The following is a 21,536-nucleotide window of genomic DNA, read 5'->3' on the forward strand; positions in this document are numbered from 1 at the left end:
TTTCATGGGCAGTAACAATGCACAGACAGGAAGAAACAGAACAGAAGTTAAAGAAAAATTAGATCTGATTCTTGAATCTGCAGAAGCACAGCATCCATTCAGTAAGAAAAACTATGTTTTTATGCGAAAACTTGTTTTTTTGTGGATTGTTGGCAACGATAATCAGATAGTGCAGTATTTAAAATCAGAAATTCAGAGCATTGTTGAAGACAGACGCTCCATCTGGATCATACACAGTGATCCATCCGATATAACAGATAAAGATATTTATCACAAAATCTATGAAGGAATAGAATGTGCATCAACAAATTATCTTGGGGTAGATATGGATCATCTGATGGTCTGCCCGATCCTTCTTAAAGGCTGTTTTGAACAGAAAGAAAATGCAGAGCATTTTACACAGGCAGCTGTTTATGTGCAGGAAGAAATGAAAAAGAGACATCGTTACATTGAATGGAGTCCTTTTGTTCTGACAAGCGATGAAGACATTGATATGACAAGAAATCAGATTCAGTTTTCTGTTCAGTTTATGGAAAGAATCATGGAAGAAGGCAGAAAGGCTTTTCTGGACTGCTGTTGTCCGGCATGTGTGATTTCTGATGTGAATGAAATAGGGCAGGCAATTTCCATAGAGCAGGCAGCCAAAATTATAGTGATGCTTACCGTATTCAGAAATACAAGCTGTGAAAATGAAGATACTCTGGCATCAATTATGATGCCGGTTCAGGAATATGAAAAGGAATATTTCTTTTCTGCGAGAGCAGTTTCCATCTGCGAACCAGTGAAATCATTGATGCTGAATCGTCTGCTGGCAGTTCACAGATGCTTCCAGAATGGTCTGTTTCCGCAGCAGAAACTGTTCGACAATCTGGAACATTCTTTTTTTGAAGGGAAAGAATGGAAGGAACAACTGGATAAAGTTGCTCATGATCAGAATTATACAGTTCTGACAGAGTCTATTTACAGCAATATACCGCTTGCAGATAACAGAATGTATGAGCAGATGTTAAGAAAATTCTGCCAGAAATATTATTTTGAACCTCTTTCGGAGGAGAGAGAGCAATTATTAAAGAAATGGTGGAAATCATTTCTGGAAGAATTTTTTTTGCATTTGGCAGGCTCTATGGAGAGTCTGGACAAAATTGAAGAGAACCGGGAAAAAATTATAGATAAAGTACCGAAGCTGAATATAAATAGTCCACAGAACAAGTTTATAAATGACATGAGAAAGAGCTGTGAGGCCTGGCTGATCAATGAACTCAGAGTCTTTCCACAAAAGATGGTTGAGGAGGCAATGAAACCAGAAGGTATTTATGTAAGAGCGTTTCGTCAGAATAAAGAATTTCTGCAGGATATTTTTCAGAAGATGGAAGATGCGATGCAGCGAGAGATAAAACGTCTACAACAGACAGAATTATTGCTGAATACCGGTGGTGGTCATATTTCAAATGCACAGGATGAGGCAGAACATTGGTTTCAGGACTATAAGAACACTGTACCGACGAAAGTAAAAGAAGTTTACAAAGATTATCAGACAATATTGTGCAGGATGTTCCAGTCAAATGAGAATCATACCGGAACTATGAGCGGAAATCTTCTGGAAAATTACAGCAAGATTGTTTCCGGAAGTATTGAAAGCCGGGAAGCTTACATGAAAAAGAATCTGACGAATCTGGCAGCATCTGATATGGAACAGCTGCTCACAAAGCTGGAGCAGAACTGGCGGTATCCTCTCCGTATGATCGGAAGCGTAGATCAGAACAAAGAACAGAAACTGTATGTTATGGGAAACAGGGACAATTACCTGTGCAGAAGAATACGGGAGCAGGAGGGGCACTATCAGATCGCATTTAAAGAGTGCCCATTGGATGATCGTCTGGAAATTGTAAGGGTTTCTGACAGAATGACAGAAGGACAGATTATAACAAAAGAACAGGAGAGTGAGAAAGTTGAATTATAAACCGCTGAAAGGATTAAGAGGAATACAGATGCAGGCGGATTTTACAAGATTTCAATTTTCCTGGGATTCTGCCGGAAATGATTCCAGAGTTCATTTCATCTGGATATACAAAGAAGATGAGCTAAACAATCCAAGGATGTTTTCGTATGCACAGTGTATAGATAATCGTATACAGGTGGCATTTCAATACAACAATATTCCTATGCAGGAGATACGAAAAATCCGTTTTCTGGTTTTTCTGTCGGAAGATCAGAGAGCTCCTTCAAGAGAAGATCTTGCCAGCCTGTATCAGGATTCGGGATATATCTGCGAAGTATGCTGCGGGACCGGGGAGGTAAAATGGAGATGGTTACAGGAACCTGCAGGAATGACCCTTTTCATGAATAGCAACAAAAAAATACCGGAAAATATTCTGTATTATGAATATAGATATGGAAATAAAACATTTCAATTTGAAATACCGGGAGAAATAAATTACGGTGAAAACAGTTATAAAGGTATTTATTTTCCGGCTTTACAGGAACCACCGGTATTAAAGTCCAGAGAACCGAATATTATGCTCTCGGTTGGGAAAGAAAAACCCGGAAGCAGGGGAATTTTTGAAAAATTTGCAGATATGTTCAGAAAATAAGAGGAACAAGGAGAGAAAGCGATGGGATATTATCCGATTAAGTGTGTCCATTGTATGCGTTCTGTAGCGATGGATGAAAGATGCGTAAAAATGGTACCGGAAGAAGTTAAAACGTTCAATTCAAGACTCGACGGATCACAGCCGATAGTAGTCTTAAATAATAATAAGAAAAACAAGCAGATTGAGTACAAAAGTCTGAGAGAACTTCGAAACAGTCATGTTATCGAACATGAGGAAATTCATCCAATTAAGATTTCCGGGGAGTATCAGAACATTGAAGAATGTAGAAAAGATTTTGTTCAGTCGATTGATGTGAAGGATCTGGAAATTGATGGAACAAAGATGAGCGGTACGATTCGCAAATTTTATTGTCCATACTGTCATAATGAGATTATTTCAATGGCAGGCAAGCTGCCAATGTATCTGATCAGTATTATGGGACCGAGTTCTGCCGGAAAAACGGTATATCTTACAGTACTTCATAAGCTTCTGGGTGGAATAAATTATCCGCTGCCGCAGGGACATCTGTCATTCGATAATTTTGGAGAGATGAGTAATGAGTTCCGTAAATTTGCTCTTGCTCTTAACAGAACAGGAACTCTGCCAAGTACAACAACAGAAAACCGTAAAGATCCATATCTTCTGCGTGTGAATTATATTGCAGATGATAATTCTCAGGAAGTGAATAAACAGTGTCTTATCGGGCTGATAGATATGCGAGGTGAGATGCTTCATGGGGATCATGATGATGATCTGATGGATTTTAACCTTCCACAGTTTAAAGAAGCGAATGGATTTATCATGATGGTTGATCCGGAGACTCTGGAGGGCGTCTATAACCATCTTCCGGAACAGTATTTTGGGGGAAGAAGCATTGAACAGCTGGATGAGACTCTTGGGTCAATGAGACAGACGATCATAAACTGTATCACAGCAGAGATGGGATGTATTGAAAAACCAAGTGTAGTGGCACTTGCAAAGCAGGATATTCTTTGCAGAAATTACCAGCAGCTTGGAATCCCGCTTAACCAGCCGGTAATTGCACCAAATTTCAGACCAGTCAAAGGTACAAATCTTAAGGCATCTTACTATGAGCCGATGAGCAAATCAACCCGAGCCTGTATTTCACATCTTTCGGGAAGTTTTACATCGTTTCTGGAAACTACTTTTAAGGAACCGTATTTTGTATCACTTTCTGCATTGGGAAGCTTTGTAAATATAAGTGGAAATAAATTGGATAATGTTGCAAAGATACGACCAGTTCGTGTAGAAGAACCAATTCTTAAATTACTGATGGATTTTAATTTCCTTCCAAAGTTCTGCAGTGATGAATATTATGCGGATCCACAGGGAGTCATGAATGAGTGGGGAAAGACTTTTGCAGAAAACTGGGCAGAAAAAGAAGCAATGGATCAGCCAAAAAAACATTTGCCAAAAAAAAATTTTTGGAACAAAGGTAAAAAATAGGAGGGACTTGCCATGATAGGTCAGCATATATATTCCAGATGCCTGGAAGGATATTTCTCAAAATCTGGTCTGAATGCCGACAGTACAACTGTGACGATCAGCATGAATATGTTTGCGAGAGTGGAACAGGCAAAGCTGGTTGCAAAAGAATGTGAAAAAATAAGTACTCTGGAAGATATCCGTCCTGTTCCGCAGGAAATACAGGGAGCATATCGGGGAGTACTCAAAATCCGAAGATTAAACCAGCAGATTACAGTGGTGTGCCGTTCTTATCGCCTTCATTCCACAGGAAGCGGTGAAAGCAGAGATTTTACATATGGAAGCAGTTATATCCTTGCAGGAGATGATAAGGAACATTTCCTGGAATCACCGGAATATGTACTGAATATTCAGGATTTTGAGGCATATCCTTCAGTTATGCAGCGAATTCAGGAATCCAGAATGCAGGGAAACGGAGGAAAAATTGAGGCAAACGAAGAATATTCTCTGTTTCGCAGTAATGCTCTGGAAATTTCAACAGATATTTTTCAGAAAGCAGGTTTTACAAAAGAGCTTTTTGTAGAATATATTTCCAGTATTATTCAGAGGGTTTCTCTTTCACATTATTCAGGACATGAGAATGATAAGGTTCTTATAATTCTGCCGCGGGCGTATAACCAGGGATGGGAAAGAAGCGGTGGAAATGCCTATGCAGAAGAAATACTGGTGGCAACAATGAAACTTCTCCCGACATGTGTGGAAGAACAGCTGAATGCAACAACCGGTGGAAGAGAAGATCCAACGGCTCCTGTACTGGATGGATATCAGCTTGTATTTATGGAGCCATGTAATACAAAGAGCTGGAAACTGAGTGAATATTCTGTTATTGATCTGGATCAGCAGGAAAGCTGGATTTCTAAAGATCTGGATACATCGTATGGAGAATTTCTCTGGAATTATCTGAATGCTCCGGAAGTCAGAGAGAAGTTTGAGAAAGAATATGAAAGTCTGTTCAATGAAGGGAAAAGTGAGGAACAGGATCAGGCACCGGAGAAATTCAGTTTTCTTCTGGATCTGCACTGCCAGGAAACGGATGGATTTGCTGATATCCACAAGAGACACCGCCTGTTATTTGATCTGTTAGATTATAACGAAGAAGGCTGGACGGAGAGAAGTACATATGTTGCAGCTGAAATATTGAAACTGGAAATTCGGGAGCCACAGTATGATACCAGACTGGAGAATGCTCTTCTGGAACTGGCAGAGCAGGAAACGTGTCCGTCAGAGTTAAAACCGTTTATTGTAACCGTTCTTCTGCAGAATATTCTGAATGGTAATGGCAGGGAAGAAAGCATTCAGTGGATCTGCCGGGAAATACAGAACGATATGGTTGTGAGCAAACTCAGAGAAGCAAACCAGTATGTGCTGCAGAATGAAGACAGTATTATATGGTACGAAAAAAAATCACTCCTGAAGCTGTATATGGAAATCTGCAAAAATTCAGAACTTGGGGCAGATGAAGGTGTAAAAAGTGAGATTTTGTCAATTCTGACAGACTGGCATATACAGTTATTTATTAAAGGAGACTGGCAGAACTGTGCCACAATTATGAGCATTCTTGCGGCACAGCTGGAAAATCCGGAACTGAGAGAAGAAAACAGAAAAGAAATATATGAAAATCTTCTGGATGTACTGCTTTCCGGAGAGAAAGAAAGTGAAAAACAGATTTCGGATATTCTGAAACAGGAAGAACGGAAATTTACTGTATATCCGCGAAATCTGAAACTGTTCCGTGAGTGCTTTGAAAAGAAAGTCCGTGAAGACGGAATCAGTATAGGCGACGGAATAATCTGGCAGTTGACTTATCTTGCTGTGTCCGGAGATGAGGTTTATTTACATGAACACTGGAGACCACTTCACAAAGATCTTGTTGTTAAATACAGAAACATATATAAAAGAGAAATTTTTGAGGAAATCTATAAAGATTTTAGAGGATGGATATCTAACAGTGATGAGAAGAAACTTCCGCTGATATGCAGTGCGGTTGCGGTAACGGAAGCCAATAATCTGCTTTATGGATATCCGGAATATTGTCCAACTATGCAGAAACTGCGTTCGATAATGAAGTTCTTGGAAAATAATGGAAGATATCAGTCAGCAACAAATCTGCTTTACAGACGTTATAGTGTTCTGGAAGAAATGGAACAGAAAAAATCTTTCTTTATCAATGAATTGAACAGGGAAGAACAGTGGATGCTGCTCTTTAGCAATGAATTTTCCGATAATAAAGATGAACTGTTGAGTAAAGTAAAAGAAGAATTTGCAGGTATGCGAAAAGAATTCTTCAGTGTTGCGAAAAAACTGGAACTGATTGACAAAGAACAGTTAAAGAAAACAGCAGACATTTATTTTGAATTATGTGAGAAGTATATCAGAGAAAATAACAAAAATGCAGATGCACTGGATGCGTGGTGCTGGGTTTGCAGAAATGAAATTCATGAAATAGAAACTATTTCAAAGAATATAAGTTTTAATGCGTATGTTATCAAGCTGTTCCGTCAGAGAATGGCAGCGACATCACAGGAGTCAGCAGAGGCTCTGAGTATAGGTGATATTCTGTTCTTGAAAGAGAAAAAAATTCTGCCTCTGGGAGCAAACTGGGGATTTCTGGATGTGGTTGGCACTTTATATGATGCTGATCCGAATTATCAGTCAGAAGAATTCCTGCAGATTCGAAATAAAATTGTTCTTGAACATAATGATATAATAAAAAAAATATATCTGTCGGCTTTGACAGAAAAGCGTGAGATGCTCCTGAGAGATAACATAAAAAAAGAAATTACATATAATGTTGCTCTTCTGGAGGAGCAGATTCGTCAGGATCTGAAAGGCACAGAGAGGTCGGTTCTTGAAAGTGTGACAATGGCTGTCTGGAGAACCAGAATAGAGAAAGAAAAGATACTTACTGCATTTCAGTTACTGGAAATTATTCTGTGTTATGGAAATCAGAAAGACTATGGTGTATACGATGGTGAATATGTAAAAGAAAGTATTTTACGGGAATTGTTTGCGATAGCTCAGAATAAAATCGAGGTATTTGAGGATAAACAGCTGGTAAATGAATATCGAAAACTGAATCGTACAAACAAAATTCTTATGGAACAGTCCGGAATCATGCAGTGTCTGCAGGAACTGCCAAAAGAGTGGCAGCAGGACTATGCTGTCCGAAGCGAAAGAAATAAATCAGGATGGCTTCTTACAGGAATTTTGAGCGGTGTTTTTGTTTTGGCTGGAATTGCAGCAGAGGTTCTGTTTTTTATTTTTTATAATCATATAAACATAAACATTGCGGTTCTGACAGGCATCCTGTTGAGTGCAGCAGGTATAGTAGGAGCAATTGTAGTTCTTATCTGTATGCTGATTTCACTTAATCGATAGAAAGACGGATGAAGCAGGGAGGAAAAACTGCTGTGAAGGAAGAAAACAACACAGAAAAGAAAGAATTTCCAAAAGATATAGATTATGTAAACCCTTATGTGGGACTGGACAAAATCTATGAAAAAGATCCCTACAAAAATCTGGCGGACGGTTCTAAGAAAAAAAAGACGAAGCAGCCTGCTGAAAAACAAAAACCGGAAAAAAACAGAAAAAGCGGATGGATACTTGGCATAGTACTTGGTATTATGCTGGGCGTTGGCGGATATCTGTTTATCAGTGGAAACGGGAGCGAATTATTAAACCAAAGGTTACAGACCGGCAAAACAGCAAATACAGTAAAACAGGCCAGGGCACCGAGTCAGACTGCAGCGTCAGAACCAACAGCGACACCGGAACCAACAGCGACGCCAGAGCCGACAGCGACGCCGGAACCAACCGCAACGCCTGCACCGGACTGGCATTCAGCAGTTACGGATGAAGAGCAGGAAGCACAGATGAAAGAAGGTACATGGCTGGATCGAAATTATATGACCAGCCTGATGGATGCAAGTGGAGCAAGATATGGTGTCTATGTGATGGATCTTACCAATTATACCAATTATGCGATTGGAGAGGCAGATACTCCGCTTCCGGCATCTGCATTGATTGGAATTCCAATTATGTATACGATTGCAGAGGGAATAGACCGAGGGGGCTACAGTATGGATACGCTCATCAGATTTTCGTATACGTTTCAAAATGGACGGGGTGGATATACAGCACAGCAAAATGGACAGATGCTGACGATAAGAGAACTGCTGGTGGCAGGCCTGACATCCAGTGATAATAATGCCTGGAATTCCCTGATGGATTATCTGACCCGTGAGCAGATTAATACGATATGTTATCAATATGGATATGACAGTGTAGATCTTCAGCGGGCAATTATGAATGGTACATCATCACAGGAGAATTATATCAGTGCAAGGGATGCTGCAATGATGCTGAATGCCATCTATCAGGATAATTTCGATGAAATTGACAGTAACTTTTTAAGACTGTACTTCAGAATATCAGCAAGTGATACTGCCAACAAGGGAATGTATCCGGCATGTACAAATGCAGGCAATCTGCTGAATCTGAATGGTGTTACGCAGACACGATATAATGAAGTCGGTCTGGTTGAAAATGGAGATGAAGTGTTCATTATGGCAGCACTGACAATAGATGGAAAACAGGAAACATCAGCTCCATGTGTGACAAATGAAGCAGCCTACGTGCTGGCAAATCTGAAAAAGGGGGAAAGGTAAAGTGAATACGGAAACAAAAGGAAAGCCCATAGGAAAAATTCTCCTGATATTTTTTCTGGTTCTGGCATTTACAGGAATCGGAATTCTGCTTCAGGTTTTTGTAAGACAGTCGACGGATCTGACGGCAAAAAAAGATTCAGAAAGTGAAATTCAGAAGCAGATTGAAAATAAAAATAAGGAGATAGCTGGACTGGAAAAGGAAAAAGAAAAGTTAAATTCAAAATTACAAGAACAACAGAAAAAAGCAGCTGAGGAAGAGCAGCAGAAAGCTCAGCAGAAAGATCAGGAGGGATTACCGGGACTGCGGGACAAAATAACTTCAGTATTAGAAGGACAGGCAGGAACATGGTCTGTATATGTGAAGAACCTGGAGAATGGACAACCTGAGAAGTATAACGATGCACAGATGAAGGGGGCAGGGCTTTTGAAGCTTTATGTTATGGGAGCTGCCTATGCCTACACTCAGAACCAGAATGATTCTATCCAGGCAGATGAGAAATTTGTGGAGTCGATACATACAATGATTGGAAAAGCTGATAATGAAGACGCAAATCAGATACTGAGTCAGATTGGTGGTATAGAGTATGTAAACCAATATATAAAAGAGAATGGTTATGAAGAAACTATACTGGAGGATCAGTTTGGAGACGGCAGCACTACATCTGTGACAGATTGTGGAAAGTTTCTGGAAAACGTTTATAACAATAGTGAAAGTGACGGAAAAGCAGGGGATTCTGCATCGGAAAATATACCTGACAAAATGATGGCAGACCTCAGAAATCAGGCAACATCAGGCAAAATCCATGAAGGACTTGAACAAGAAGGAGGATTTGCAAATAAGACCGGAGATCTTGACGGGGTAGAAAATGAAGTGGCAATTGTATTCAATGAACATGGACCAGACTATATTATATGTATTATGTCTCAGGATGTAAATAAGGAAGCTGCGCCGGTTGTTATTCAGAGGCTGTCTTCAGAAGTCTATAATTATTTTTACACAGATGAATCCGGGGAGGCAACAGATCCTGAGAACACAGAAGAAGCAAATTCTGATGACACAGAGACAACAGATTCTGAGAATCCATAAGGCAGGAAATAGCCTGTGGCTGAAAGGAACGACATCTGAAAATTAAAAGGAAAGGTAACTTTGTTATGACAAAAAAGAAAAAAAGCAGAATCAGAATTATCCTGGGTCTGGTTCTTTGTGTTCTGCTCCTGGCTGGTACAGCAGGGCTGGCCGTGGCAGACAAAAAAGTAAATAATAATCTGCAGAAAGTATCAAACAGCATTGAAAATAATCCAGAACTGACTGCTGCAGAGGAGAGATACAACAATTTGAAAGCAGAAGTTGAGGACTTAGAAAAACAGGTAAAACCAGAATAGAAAGAATAACGGACGGCAAAACGAGGGGATATTATGGCACTTTTAGGAAAAAACAAAAAGGCAGATACACAAAACGGATTTGGAACAGCTTCTTCCTTCCAGAATCAGCCAGAGAATGCGAACTGGGGAAATTTTGGAAATGATTATGGAAATACAAATGGAAATCCATTTGGGAATAATTATGGAAACGGGGCGGATAACTTTGGTGGTTCACCATTTGGCGGAACTGGAAGTTTTGGCGGGAATGATGGATTTGGTACGGTTAATTATAATATGACTGGTGGAAGGCCGTCGCTCCAGCAAAAAACAGAAACGCATTTTTCAAAAATCTTTTTGATTGTTTCTATCATAGCATCAGTGATTTTTTTTCTTCTGGGAGAGGTTATTTACAGAACACTTATTACAGATGTGAACTCTGTGTTTTTTATGGGAGTTTACTTTGCTGTGTTCGGACTGATTTTGTCATCTGCATTTTTTATTGTATCCAGAGTGATTGGTTTGGATATCACCTCAAAGAAAATTCTGGTTTCAGGGATCTGCATTCTTATGCTTCTGGTATTGGGGATTTTTTTTGAATTTATTTATGAACTGAACTTTGGTTCTACAATGGTTCAGACAGATAAATATATTTTTGCGATTGATAATTCTGGGTCTATGCAGGATAATGACCCAAATCAGGAAAGAGTGGCGGCAATTAAGAAGCTTCTGGCTAATCGTGAAGACAATGCACAGTTTGCAGTGTATTCATTTGGAGATGTGATTCAATGTATACGTGAACTGAATCCGATTTCCAATGGAATAGATGATTTTGCAACGTCACCTTCAGGAGGAACTCCGATCGTAGGTGTTTTGAGCAAAATTATGGAAGATATGGAATCTGGAACTCTGCCATATGATGAGGGATGCCAGGTAATCCTTCTCACGGACGGATATGCTACAGATACCAGCTTTTTAAATTTTGAATTAAATAAAACGTTGAAGAAATTCAATAAGAAAAAAATCAGTATCAGCACGGTAGGTCTGGGATATGTAGATGAAAAGTTACTGAATAATATTTCCGGAAAAACCGGTGGAATCAGTGTAACAACAGATAATGTAGATGAACTGGAGAAAGCAATGGCATCTGCAGTGTGGGTGACTGACAGTAGCAGAAATCTTCTGTCATCAAGGGCAAGGACGGATCATAACTGGCTGTATGCACTTATGAGAATTGTATTTCTGATTATTCTGGGTGCAGGATTTCTGGGAATTAAACTTGCAGCTACAGATGATACAACCAATGTAAAAATGATCTGCATTTCCTCAATTATCGGAATTGTGGCAGGAGCCATGGTTATGGAAATTGGTCTAAATCTGATTCTAAGTGAATTTTTTGCCCGTCTCTTGATGTCAGTACTGTTTGGGCTGATGATAACCACAATTGAGAAAACTGTAATGACCATGAGTCAGGGCGGAATTGGTGATATCGGTATAAGGTCTTTCTGAGTCGTGAAATAAATATAGTCAGCAGAGGAGTTTCAAATGAAAAAGTGCAGTATATGTGGCTGCGAGGTAAATGATAAATTTGCATATTGTCCTCAATGCGGAAATAAACTCAAAGAAGAAAATACAGATGCAGTCTGGCCGGAATTTCCGGAAACAGATCCGTATAATCAGGATGGATTTTATAATGATGACAGTGTGAATTCAAATGAAGAAAATATAAAAGAGGGTACTGAAGAAAATCCGCAGGAACAAGGTAGCGCAGAAGAGCAATCGGCAGATATTCCTCAGGAGGAAGAAGATTCTTCGTTTTCCTGGCCTTCTTATAACAACTGGCAGACATATGAGGATCCTTACAAAAAGGTAAACATACATGAGTCAGGGAATGCAAACAAAAAGTTTAATAACAGTAAACATGATGACGAATCTGCTGAACCGGCAAAAAGAAACAGTATTTTTGTTCCTGCCGCAATATGTGTAGGAGTGGCGGTAGTGGTATGCTCAGTCCTAATGGCATTAAATGGGGGGAACAAGACTGAAAAACAGCAGGCAAAGGCACTTGTCTCAAATACAGAGAAGGAAGAAAGCGGTGAAAAAGTTCAGGAAGATAATAATGCAAACACAGAAGTAACTATGCCGCCAGAAAAAGAAGAAGTAGTTACTCCAACACCTGAACCAACGGATACGCCAACTCCGACACCTGAACCAACAGCTACACCAACTCCGATGCCTGAAATAACAGCCAGGCTTATAGACGCCAGTGAAGTGAATCTGGAAGGATTTAATGAGAAATTTTTTAATTCTGCACTTGCATCGTCTGTAATTCAACAGGAGAAAGTAAGTAATGATCCGATTTATGCATTTGATGATGATATACAGACGAGTTGGCAGGAAGGTGTGGTAGGATCTGGAATCGGAGAATCTATTGTAGGATACTTTTCTGAAAGCTGTAAGGTTAAATATTTGATGTTCCGTCTGGGAAACTGGAAAACAGACAGGTATTTTTATGGAAATAACAGACCATCTTGTCTTAGAATTCAAATGGAAGATTTCAGTACAGAAATTAATTTTCCAGATAAATATCAGGAATTTTGGGTGGAACTGAGTTACCCATATGAGACAGAATATCTGAGCCTGACGATCGAGGGGGTTCATGCAGGAACTAGTTGGGACGATACTCCGATTACAGATGTCAGGGCTTTTGGAATATAAGAGGGAGGCGCGTGAAAATGAAAAAAAAGATTCTGGAAATTTTTATGTGGGTAATCTGCATTGTTGCTCTGGCGGTAATGAGTACTGTGGTAGTAAGAGAATATCAGAAAAGCCAAAATTCTCTGGAAATCATACAGCAGCAGATAGAGACAATTGCAACACAGATCGAAGAAGTGAATAAGGCCAATGATAATCTGGAGAAAAGAATCACAGAACTCGAGAAGAAACAGGAAGAAGATAAAAACAGAGAAAGTATAGAAAAGACCACAGTAGAGGATCAGGAACAAAATGAATCAGTTGACGGACAGATCACACAGAGTGGACAAAGTGGAATTACAGATCTGGAAGTGGGGAGCATTGTAGATGCTTCCAAGATAAGCTGGTCAAGCCTGGACAGTTATTTTCAGGCGTATGAAATTGTAGAGGGAGATGCAGTTTACAACAGAATTATCGGAAAATCATACAGAGAAAATAACGATATAGGATTGGCAGATCTCAGATACTTGAAAGTTCTGCATTATAATTTTAATGGAAATGTGCAGGTAGGAGAAGTGATTGTCAACGCACAGCTTGCCGAAGATTTTCTCAGTGCATTTAAATCATTATATGAAGAACATTATGAAATCCAGAGTATGTATCTTATTGACAATTATTGGACAGGAGATGGCGCCACCAGTGACAATGCATCCATTGAAGTGAATAATACATCCGCGTTTTGTTACAGAACCGCAACGGGGAGCAGTAAACTTTCAAATCATGCGTATGGCTGTGCGATTGATATCAACTCGCAGCAGAATCCGTATGTGACATATGATGGAAATGGAAGCTGTTATCATGAGAATGCACAGCAATATCTGGACAGAACAAGTGGGCTGGATCATGTAATAACACATGAGGATATCTGTTACCAGGTATTTACAAACCTCGGATTTTCCTGGGGTGGTGACTGGAGTAACGGAATAAAAGATTTTCAGCATTTTGAAAAGCCGTTATACTGATAATGGTGACAGTATAGAAAGGTTCTTGGATTTACATGTCTAATATTATTAACAAAGGAATCAGAAAAATTGTTGCAGTTATTGTCATAGTATTATTGGCATCTTCTTTTAGAGAAATGATGTCGGATAAAGAGTTTTACACAGCATTTGGCGGTCTTATGGGAACATTGCCATTTGCAAAGCAGATTACAGATATAGTATGTAAAATATTGAAATATCAGAATAATATTCCGGTATTTTCAAATGTAACAATATTGGAAGATATATTGAAATTGGCGATTATGGCATTCCTTCAGCCGTTCGCCGGAACTGCCCTGACAGGTCTTTTTCTTAAAGTACCGAGTAATTATAAAGAACGGGAAGAATACATGGAAGGCACAGTCTACAAAATGAAAGAACTGGCTGTTAATGTGATTTCAGCCCCGATACTGGCGTTGTTGGCAGCGTATCTTACAACGATGATTATAGAATACATTAAAAATAATCTGGGCAACATCAGTTCTGTAATCGTTGCGGTTGCTTCAGTAGTGGGGGTGTTTGCGGTATCGCTTATTCCATTGATAAAATCTGGCGTATCTATGTTAAAAGCATTTTTGTGGAGACTGACAGGAATGCTTGTGGGCGGTATGATAAAATCTTATGGAATCAATGCTATGAGTCTGGCTTTGTATATTGGCATTTTAAAGGGAATGCCAGGGATGATTGGTGGTTCTGTACTTGGATTGATTATCTGGTTAATTATCTTTGATGTAGGAATGAAACTGATCAGAGAATCAATAGTAAGCTTGTGATTGTGACAAAAGATAGCAGCCTATGTCAAAGGTTTGATGAAAGGAACAGGAAGTAGTATGAATAATTTAAAAAGATTTACAGAAGCACAGTATCGTGATTATGAACAAGCTCTTAAAGAAATTAAAAATGGAAGAAAAGAAAGTCATTGGATGTGGTATATTTTTCCGCAGTTGAAAGGTTTGGGACGAAGCTATACTTCAGATTTTTATGGCGTAGTGGATTTGGATGAGGCAAAGGCATTTTTGCAGGATCCATATCTGGGAAAGCATTTACAGGAAATTTCAGAAGCATTATTAAATCTGGACAATGACAATGCAACTCAGATCATGGGAAGACCGGATGACATGAAACTGAAATCTTCCATGACCTTATTTGCCTGTGCAGATCCGGAAAATGCTGTTTTTGAGAAGGTACTGGAAAAATTTTATAATGGACATAAAGATGGGCGGACATTAAAAATGCTTTCAAAAGAAAATGGATAATACGAAAATGCAGTAGACAAGCGGAAGCAAATTTATTGCTTATGAAATTTTTTACGTAAATTGCAAATAATCAGCTAAAAAAGAACAAAATTGCATAATCGTTGTGTTAAACTATATTTACAGATAAAGAATAGCAATTGTTACAAAAAAGTATCAATTCAGAAGGAGTGATGGGAATGATTTATAAGGCTACAAAACTTATCAAAGAAGAAATGGATAGACAGGAACTGAAGTACAGTGTTCAGGAGAGTGATACTTCATCATTTATCGTGGCAGGTTTTTGTATTAAGAATGGCCCAAATGCCAGAGTTCAGTTTATTTCGCAGGATGATGATAATGATGTTGCAGTTCGGTTGTTTGGCATTGTCAATGACGTGTCGGAAGATAAAGAAGAAGCAATGCTGCGGGTTATTAATGAGTGTAATAATAAATTCCGCTATCTGAAATTCGTATTAGATAATGAACGTGACATTAATGTTGAGTATGATATGCCGGTCAGATCAGATGACTGCTGTATTGGGGCACAGGCATGTGAGATCTTTATTCGCACAATGAAGATTATAGACGAGTGCTACCCGAAATTTATGAAGGTAATGTGGTCATAAGATTAAAAAGATATTAAAACAGGCAGGTTTGAGAATCATAATTTGTATCGATTCTCAGACCTGCCTTTTCTATTCTACAGTAGATTCTGGTGTATTTTATTTCTTCCGTCTGCACAGCCAGAAGCATCCGAATGCAGGGATCTGCACTCCTTTGGCTTCGAGTTCGCGGCCGGAGATCAGGTCGGTGTACATGCCGTCGTCCTCATTGATCCATGCAACCTTGTCAAATTCACTGAAATTATAGATACCGATGAATTTCTCATCATCGTTTTCACGCACGAGAGCAAGGATAGAATCATCCCAGGTATCAATAGTGCGGATCGGTACATCACTGTTGAATACGCTGTGTTCCATACGGAGATGTTCCAGCTTGTCAAGTACAGGGAAGAGTTTGCCCTGTACAGTTTCCGGACGATTACGGTTCTCGGCGAGATCCCATCGGAAGTTTCCTCTGTGGAGGTAACGGGAATCGGCAGCTTTGTCCGGATCATCCTTGTAGGAGTAATCGTTGAGCTGTGCAATCTCATCACCGCTGTAAATGACCGGAATACCGGACTGTGAAAGCATGAAAGCGTGCAGGGTGATGTCATAGCGGATCGCACGGTCAACGCCTTCTTCATTCTGTTCAAATCCAAAACGTTCAATTCCGCAGAGGGAAGCGGTGGTACCGCAGAGTCTTGCATCGCCAAGACGCGGATCGTCATTGTACAGTTCACCTCTTGCGAAAGAATCCGGGTACTTTCCGGTAAGGAAATCATTCAGATATTTCTTATGAGGAATTTCCTGGATTCCGAAGTTCTCAAGGTAGTCATAATCCAGCCCCCAGCCGATATCATCATGGCAGCGGAGATAGTTCTGGAATACGTAATCTCTCGGAAGTCCTGCTACAATATCAAGCTGACGGCGGAGCAGAGAAACATCTCTGGTTGCGACGGTATGCCAGGTGCTCGCCATGGTTGTTACGTTGTAGAGAAGATGGCATTCCGGTTTATCTACAGTCCCGAAATATGGAACCACCTTTTCAGGAGCCATAACGACTTCTCCGAGAAGAAGGACACCCGGGCAGACGATCTCGCAGATCATACGCATCATACGAACGATAGTGTGTACCTGCGGCAGGTTACGGCAGTTGGTTCCAAGCTGTTTCCAGATATACGGTACGGCATCGAGACGAACAATGTCCACACCCTGGTTTGCAAGATACAGCATGTTAAAGATCATTTCATTGAGAACGATCGGATTGCGATAATTCAGATCCCACTGATAAGGGTAGAATGTAGTCATAACATGTTTATGGATATCATCCAGCCATGTGAAGTTTCCAGGTGCAGTGGTCGGGAATACCTGTGGGCAGGTCTGCTCGTACAGAGACGGAATATCATAGCTGTCAAAGAAGAAGTAGCGGTCCTGATATTCTCTTTCACCGGCGCGTGCACGTTTTGCCCATTCATGATCCTCAGAAGTGTGGTTCATAACAAAGTCCAGGCAGACACTGATTCCACGTTTGTGGCATTCGGAAGTCAGATGTGCAAAATCATCCATGTTTCCGAGCTCTTCCTGTACCTTACGGAAGTCAGCAACTGCATATCCGCCATCGCTGCGTCCTTTAGGGGACTCAAGAAGAGGCATAAGATGGAGATAATTTACATTGCATTCTTGTACATAATCCAGCTTCTTTTCCAGATTGGAGAGCGTACCTGCAAAAGCATTGACATACATCATCATTCCGGTAAGATCATTGCGTTTGTACCATTTCGGGTCTTTGGCACGGCGGATATCGGACTCTTTGAGGTCATTGCTTCTCATATCATAGAATTTCTTGAGTACGGTAAGAAGGTCATTGAGATGCATGGTAACATATGGATTATCCTGATATAACTCGCAGTAGAGCCATTTCAGCTCATCGAGATGTCTGGAAAGACGCTCACAGTAGATGGCATCATCGTCTCTTACAGGGATTTCGGCAGCCGGTTTCTGGGAAGAAACTTTCGGTGCGTCAGTCTTTGTGGTTTCAACTTTGACAGTGTCCTCTTTATGAGACTCAATCTTTGGCGCGTCAGTCTTTTTAGTTTCGACTTTGACTGGCTCCACTTTTTTAGTTTCAACTTTTGGTGCTTCCGTCTTTGTGGTCTCAACCTTAACAGGCGCCACTTTCTTAGTTTCAACTTTTGGTGCTTCCGTCTTTGCAGTTTCGACCTTAGCTGGCTCCATCTTTTTTGTTTCAACTTTAGCCGGCTCAGTCGTAACAGCTTCTGTTACAGGTGTGGTAGTTTTTGGTGCAGCAGTTTTGGTTGCCTCACGTTTTTTCTGAAGGCGTTTTTTTGCCATGATTATTCCTCCTTAAAAACTTCTTATCTGAAAGTCGGAATCATAATTTGATAAATTCCGGCTTACGGTCTTTGAATACAGTATAATATGTAAATCCACAGTCGACAAGAATATCGGCAGCCTTGTCGAAGGCGTAGGAAATTTTGTCCGGACTGTGTGCGTCAGCACCGATCGTGATGATCTCTCCGCCAAGCTGACGGTAGCGGCGAATGATCGCACGGCAGGGATTAGGTTCGCCAAGTCCATAATGGAATCCACCGGTATTCAGCTCGATTCCGCAGCCCCTGGAAATGATCGTTCGCAGGATCTCGTCCAGGATATCCTGGTATCGGCCGTAAGAATACTCTCGGTTCTGATTCGGACCATATCTTACCACATAGTCGATGTGACCGTAAACATCCATTTCGGAAAATACAGCCAGATTTTCCAGGATGGATTCGAAATATTCCATATAACATTCGGATTCTCTGCGGTTCTTAAAAAATTCCTTATAATAAGGATCATACCCGTGAACTACATGAGAAGACCCGATCACGAAATCAAAAGGAACCGTTTCCAGAAGTTCTCTGAAAGAAGCTTCCAGATGAGGCTGGAGCCCCAGCTCGATCCCATAATGAATCTCCAGTTCTGAACGATATTTATCCCTCAGTGCATAGAGCGTATTCTGATAACCGGCAAGATCCAGCTCAAAAGTTTCGTTATCCGGCGTTGGTGGGTAATCCGGATCCAGATGCTCCGTAAAACAGATGCCATGAAGCCCCCGCCGGATCGCTTCCAGGATCATATCTTCCATGGATGTGTCAGAATCGGCAGAAAAAGAAGAGTGCATATGACAGTCCCATAAGATTTGATTTGACATTTTTTGGCCTCCTTTATATGGACTGCACCTATTATAGCATGAGAAAAGAGTTCGTGCCATGGTTTGATTTCCAATTAAATACATTTTTTATCATGTTTTTTCTAAAATGCACTTGAATTTTTGTACGAGATTCGATACAATATGCAATAGGTTGACGTTTCTTTAACAAACGCCATAAATCAACCATTTAATTCATAGGAGGAATTTATCATGGCAGTAAAAGTTGCAATTAATGGATTTGGCCGTATCGGTCGTCTGGCTTTCCGTCAGATGTTTGGAGCAGAAGGATTTGAAATCGTTGCTATCAACGACCTTACATCCCCGAAAATGCTGGCTCACTTATTAAAATATGATTCAACACAGGGAAGATATGAACTGTGCGACAAAGTAGAAGCTGGTGAAGATTCCATCACAGTTGACGGAAAAGAAATCAAAATCTATGCAAAAGCTAACGCTGCAGAACTTCCTTGGGGAGAAATCGGTGTAGACGTAGTTCTCGAGTGCACAGGTTTCTATACTTCCAAAGACAAAGCTCAGGCTCATATCGATGCAGGTGCTAAACACGTTGTTATTTCCGCTCCGGCTGGAAACGACCTTAAGACAATCGTTTACAATGTAAACCATGAAGGTCTTACAAACGAAGATAAAATCATCTCCGCAGCATCCTGTACAACAAACTGCCTTGCACCAATGGCTAAGGCTCTTAACGATCTTGCACCGATCAAATCCGGTATCATGTGCACAATCCACGCTTACACAGGCGATCAGATGACACTTGACGGACCGCAGAGAAAAGGTGATCTGAGAAGATCCCGTGCAGCTGCAGTTAACATCGTTCCGAACAGCACAGGTGCTGCTAAAGCAATCGGTCTGGTTATTCCGGAACTGAACGGTAAACTTATCGGATCCGCTCAGCGTGTACCAACCCCAACAGGTTCTACAACAATCCTTACAGCAGTAGTTGAAGGAAACGTTACAAAAGAGCAGATCAACGCAGCTATGAAAGCAGCTTCTAATGAATCCTTCGGATACAACGAAGATGAGATCGTATCCAGCGATATCGTTGGTATGAGATTTGGTTCTCTGTTCGATGCTACTCAGACAATGGTTCTGCCACTTGAGAACGGCACAACAGAAGTACAGGTTGTTTCATGGTATGACAACGAAAACTCCTACACAAGCCAGATGGTTCGTACAATCAAACACTTTGGCAAACTTCTTGGAGCATAATTGATCCAATAAGTCAGAGTATGGAGCAGGTTATTGTGACCAAGCAATAACGTTATAGACTCAGTCAGGGTCCGGTCTGATTTGGACCGGGCCCATTTTTTATGAATTCGGAGGAACATTAGCATGGGATTAAACAAAAAATCCGTTGATGATATCAATGTAAAAGGCCAGAGAGTTCTGGTAAGATGCGACTTTAACGTACCGCTTCAGGACGGCAGGATCACAGATGAGAACCGTCTGGTAGCAGCTCTTCCTACAATTAAGAAACTGATCGCAGATGGCGGAAAGATCATTCTTTGCTCTCATCTTGGCAAACCGAAGGGAGAACCAAAACCGGAATTATCTCTTGCACCAGTTGCAAAACGTCTCACAGAGCTTCTTGGACAGGAAGTTAAATTCGTTCCGAGTCCGGTTGTTGTTGATGACACTGTAAGAGCAGCAGTAGCTGATATGAAAGACGGAGATGTTATTCTTCTTGAGAATACACGTTACCGTGCAGAAGAAACAAAGAATGGCGAAGAGTTCAGCAAAGAACTTGCTTCCCTTTGTGATGTATTCGTAAATGATGCATTTGGTACAGCTCACAGAGCACACTGCTCCAACGTTGGTGTTACCAAATATGTAGATACAGCTGTAGTTGGATATCTGATGGAAAAAGAAATTGCATTCCTTGGAAATGCAGTAGAAAATCCGGAGAGACCATTCGTAGCTATCCTTGGTGGAGCTAAAGTTTCCAGCAAGATTTCTGTTATCAATAACCTTCTTGACAAGGTTGATACTCTGATCATCGGTGGTGGAATGTCCTATACATTCTCCAAAGCTCTTGGCGGACACATTGGTAATTCCCTCTGCGAGGATGATTATCTTCAGTATGCATTAGATATGCTTAAGAAAGCAGAAGAAAAAGGCGTTAAACTTCTTCTTCCTGTTGACAACAGAATCGGAGATGCCTTCTCCAACGATTGCAATATCCAGGTTGTAGACCGTGGATGCATCCCGGATGGCTGGGAAGGAATGGACATCGGACCAAAAACAGAACAGATTTTCTGCGATGCTGTAAAAGATGCCAAGACTGTTGTATGGAACGGACCGATGGGTTGCTTCGAAATGCCGAACTTTGCTCATGGTACAGAAGCAGTTGCAAAAGCTCTTGCTGAAACAGAGGCTACAACTATCATCGGTGGTGGTGATTCCGCAGCAGCTGTTAATATCCTTGGTTATGGTGACAAGATGACTCACATCTCTACAGGTGGCGGAGCATCTCTGGAATTCCTGGAAGGTAAGGAGTTACCGGGCGTAGCAGCAGCTAACGATAAGTAAGAAACAGCGTATATAATCCAGACACTGTGTTAGATGCGGCTCGACGTACCAGCTTTTGTACGACTTTGCCGCATCTGCCTT

General features: G+C 40.7%; 17 protein-coding genes. 15 read left to right on the forward strand and 2 right to left on the reverse strand.

Annotated features, from left to right (window positions below):
* Positions 1–4 precede the first annotated feature (4 nt).
* From GT674_RS02275 to GT674_RS02335, 13 genes are all read left to right on the forward strand, one after another.
* Positions 5–1,960 (forward strand): hypothetical protein, encoded by a 1,956-nt coding sequence (locus GT674_RS02275; RefSeq protein ID WP_161284181.1) that lies wholly within the window; start codon positions 5–7, stop codon positions 1,958–1,960.
* Entirely contained in the window at positions 1,950–2,591 is a 642-nt protein-coding gene (locus GT674_RS02280; RefSeq protein ID WP_161284182.1) for a hypothetical protein, read from the forward strand. Before GT674_RS02275 ends, GT674_RS02280 begins: the two co-directional genes overlap by 11 nt.
* A gap of 21 nt (positions 2,592–2,612) precedes the next feature.
* A complete protein-coding gene (locus tag GT674_RS02285; protein WP_161284183.1) occupies positions 2,613–4,058 on the forward strand; it encodes a TRAFAC clade GTPase domain-containing protein in 1,446 nt (481 codons plus the stop codon).
* 12 nt (positions 4,059–4,070) lie between these two features.
* Positions 4,071–7,475, forward strand: a complete 3,405-nt coding sequence (locus GT674_RS02290; RefSeq protein ID WP_161284184.1) for a hypothetical protein — start codon at positions 4,071–4,073, stop codon at positions 7,473–7,475.
* 32 nt (positions 7,476–7,507) lie between these two features.
* Positions 7,508–8,764 (forward strand): serine hydrolase, encoded by a 1,257-nt coding sequence (locus GT674_RS17720; protein ID WP_161284185.1) that lies wholly within the window; start codon positions 7,508–7,510, stop codon positions 8,762–8,764.
* A gap of 1 nt (position 8,765) precedes the next feature.
* Positions 8,766–9,851: a serine hydrolase gene (locus tag GT674_RS17725; protein ID WP_161284186.1), complete on the forward strand. Its 1,086-nt coding sequence runs from the start codon at positions 8,766–8,768 to the stop codon at positions 9,849–9,851.
* A gap of 152 nt (positions 9,852–10,003) precedes the next feature.
* Complete coding sequence (locus tag GT674_RS02305) at positions 10,004–10,147, forward strand: hypothetical protein (protein ID WP_161284187.1); 144 nt, start codon at positions 10,004–10,006, stop codon at positions 10,145–10,147.
* Positions 10,148–10,180: 33 nt separating this feature from the next.
* Positions 10,181–11,632, forward strand: coding sequence for a vWA domain-containing protein (locus GT674_RS02310; RefSeq protein ID WP_161284189.1), 1,452 nt, complete (start codon positions 10,181–10,183; stop codon positions 11,630–11,632).
* Positions 11,633–11,668: 36 nt separating this feature from the next.
* On the forward strand, positions 11,669–12,841 hold the full coding sequence (locus GT674_RS02315) for an NADase-type glycan-binding domain-containing protein (protein WP_161284191.1): 1,173 nt from the start codon (positions 11,669–11,671) through the stop codon (positions 12,839–12,841).
* 17 nt (positions 12,842–12,858) lie between these two features.
* Positions 12,859–13,839, forward strand: a complete 981-nt coding sequence (locus tag GT674_RS02320; RefSeq protein WP_243149028.1) for a M15 family metallopeptidase — start codon at positions 12,859–12,861, stop codon at positions 13,837–13,839.
* Positions 13,840–13,874: 35 nt separating this feature from the next.
* Complete coding sequence (locus GT674_RS02325; protein ID WP_161284193.1) at positions 13,875–14,630, forward strand: hypothetical protein; 756 nt, start codon at positions 13,875–13,877, stop codon at positions 14,628–14,630.
* 57 nt (positions 14,631–14,687) lie between these two features.
* Positions 14,688–15,113, forward strand: a complete 426-nt coding sequence (locus GT674_RS02330) for a DUF1810 domain-containing protein (protein WP_243149029.1) — start codon at positions 14,688–14,690, stop codon at positions 15,111–15,113.
* 176 nt (positions 15,114–15,289) lie between these two features.
* The gene (locus tag GT674_RS02335; RefSeq protein WP_161284195.1) at positions 15,290–15,718 is read left to right on the forward strand and encodes a YbjN domain-containing protein; all 429 of its coding nucleotides are present in this window, start codon (positions 15,290–15,292) and stop codon (positions 15,716–15,718) included.
* A 96-nt stretch (positions 15,719–15,814) separates the two neighbouring features.
* Here the strand turns inward: GT674_RS02335 and GT674_RS02340 are convergent, their stop codons facing one another.
* Both GT674_RS02340 and GT674_RS02345 read right to left on the reverse strand, forming a co-directional pair.
* Positions 15,815–18,046, reverse strand: a complete 2,232-nt coding sequence (locus GT674_RS02340; protein WP_192925967.1) for an alpha-amylase family glycosyl hydrolase — start codon at positions 18,044–18,046, stop codon at positions 15,815–15,817.
* Positions 18,047–18,086: 40 nt separating this feature from the next.
* Positions 18,087–18,905 carry a histidinol-phosphatase HisJ family protein gene (locus GT674_RS02345; RefSeq protein ID WP_173902073.1) on the reverse strand — a complete coding sequence of 273 codons (819 nt, stop codon included), beginning with the start codon at positions 18,903–18,905 and terminating at the stop codon, positions 18,087–18,089.
* Positions 18,906–19,115: 210 nt separating this feature from the next.
* On the opposite strand from GT674_RS02345, the gene gap reads away from it, so the two are divergent.
* Complete coding sequence (gap, locus tag GT674_RS02350) at positions 19,116–20,135, forward strand: type I glyceraldehyde-3-phosphate dehydrogenase (protein WP_161284197.1); 1,020 nt, start codon at positions 19,116–19,118, stop codon at positions 20,133–20,135.
* Between the two features lie 123 nt (positions 20,136–20,258).
* On the forward strand, positions 20,259–21,455 hold the full coding sequence (locus GT674_RS02355; protein WP_161284199.1) for a phosphoglycerate kinase: 1,197 nt from the start codon (positions 20,259–20,261) through the stop codon (positions 21,453–21,455).
* Positions 21,456–21,536 lie beyond the last annotated feature (81 nt).

The organism is Blautia sp. BIOML-A1 (assembly GCF_009883055.1).
Lineage (GTDB): Bacteria > Bacillota > Clostridia > Lachnospirales > Lachnospiraceae > Blautia_A.

Coding starts and splice junctions, on each gene's coding strand:
- GT674_RS02310 (WP_161284189.1), top strand. CDS start 10,181: ATGGCACTTTTAGGAAAAAACAAAAAGGCAGATACACAAAACGGATTT.
- GT674_RS02290 (WP_161284184.1), top strand. CDS start 4,071: ATGATAGGTCAGCATATATATTCCAGATGCCTGGAAGGATATTTCTCA.
- GT674_RS02330 (WP_243149029.1), top strand. CDS start 14,688: ATGAATAATTTAAAAAGATTTACAGAAGCACAGTATCGTGATTATGAA.
- GT674_RS02345 (WP_173902073.1), bottom strand. CDS start 18,905: ATGTCAAATCAAATCTTATGGGACTGTCATATGCACTCTTCTTTTTCT.
- gap (WP_161284197.1), top strand. CDS start 19,116: ATGGCAGTAAAAGTTGCAATTAATGGATTTGGCCGTATCGGTCGTCTG.
- GT674_RS02340 (WP_192925967.1), bottom strand. CDS start 18,046: ATGGCAAAAAAACGCCTTCAGAAAAAACGTGAGGCAACCAAAACTGCT.
- GT674_RS02285 (WP_161284183.1), top strand. CDS start 2,613: ATGGGATATTATCCGATTAAGTGTGTCCATTGTATGCGTTCTGTAGCG.
- GT674_RS02315 (WP_161284191.1), top strand. CDS start 11,669: ATGAAAAAGTGCAGTATATGTGGCTGCGAGGTAAATGATAAATTTGCA.
- GT674_RS02335 (WP_161284195.1), top strand. CDS start 15,290: ATGATTTATAAGGCTACAAAACTTATCAAAGAAGAAATGGATAGACAG.
- GT674_RS02355 (WP_161284199.1), top strand. CDS start 20,259: ATGGGATTAAACAAAAAATCCGTTGATGATATCAATGTAAAAGGCCAG.
- GT674_RS02320 (WP_243149028.1), top strand. CDS start 12,859: ATGAAAAAAAAGATTCTGGAAATTTTTATGTGGGTAATCTGCATTGTT.
- GT674_RS02325 (WP_161284193.1), top strand. CDS start 13,875: ATGTCTAATATTATTAACAAAGGAATCAGAAAAATTGTTGCAGTTATT.
- GT674_RS02275 (WP_161284181.1), top strand. CDS start 5: ATGGGCAGTAACAATGCACAGACAGGAAGAAACAGAACAGAAGTTAAA.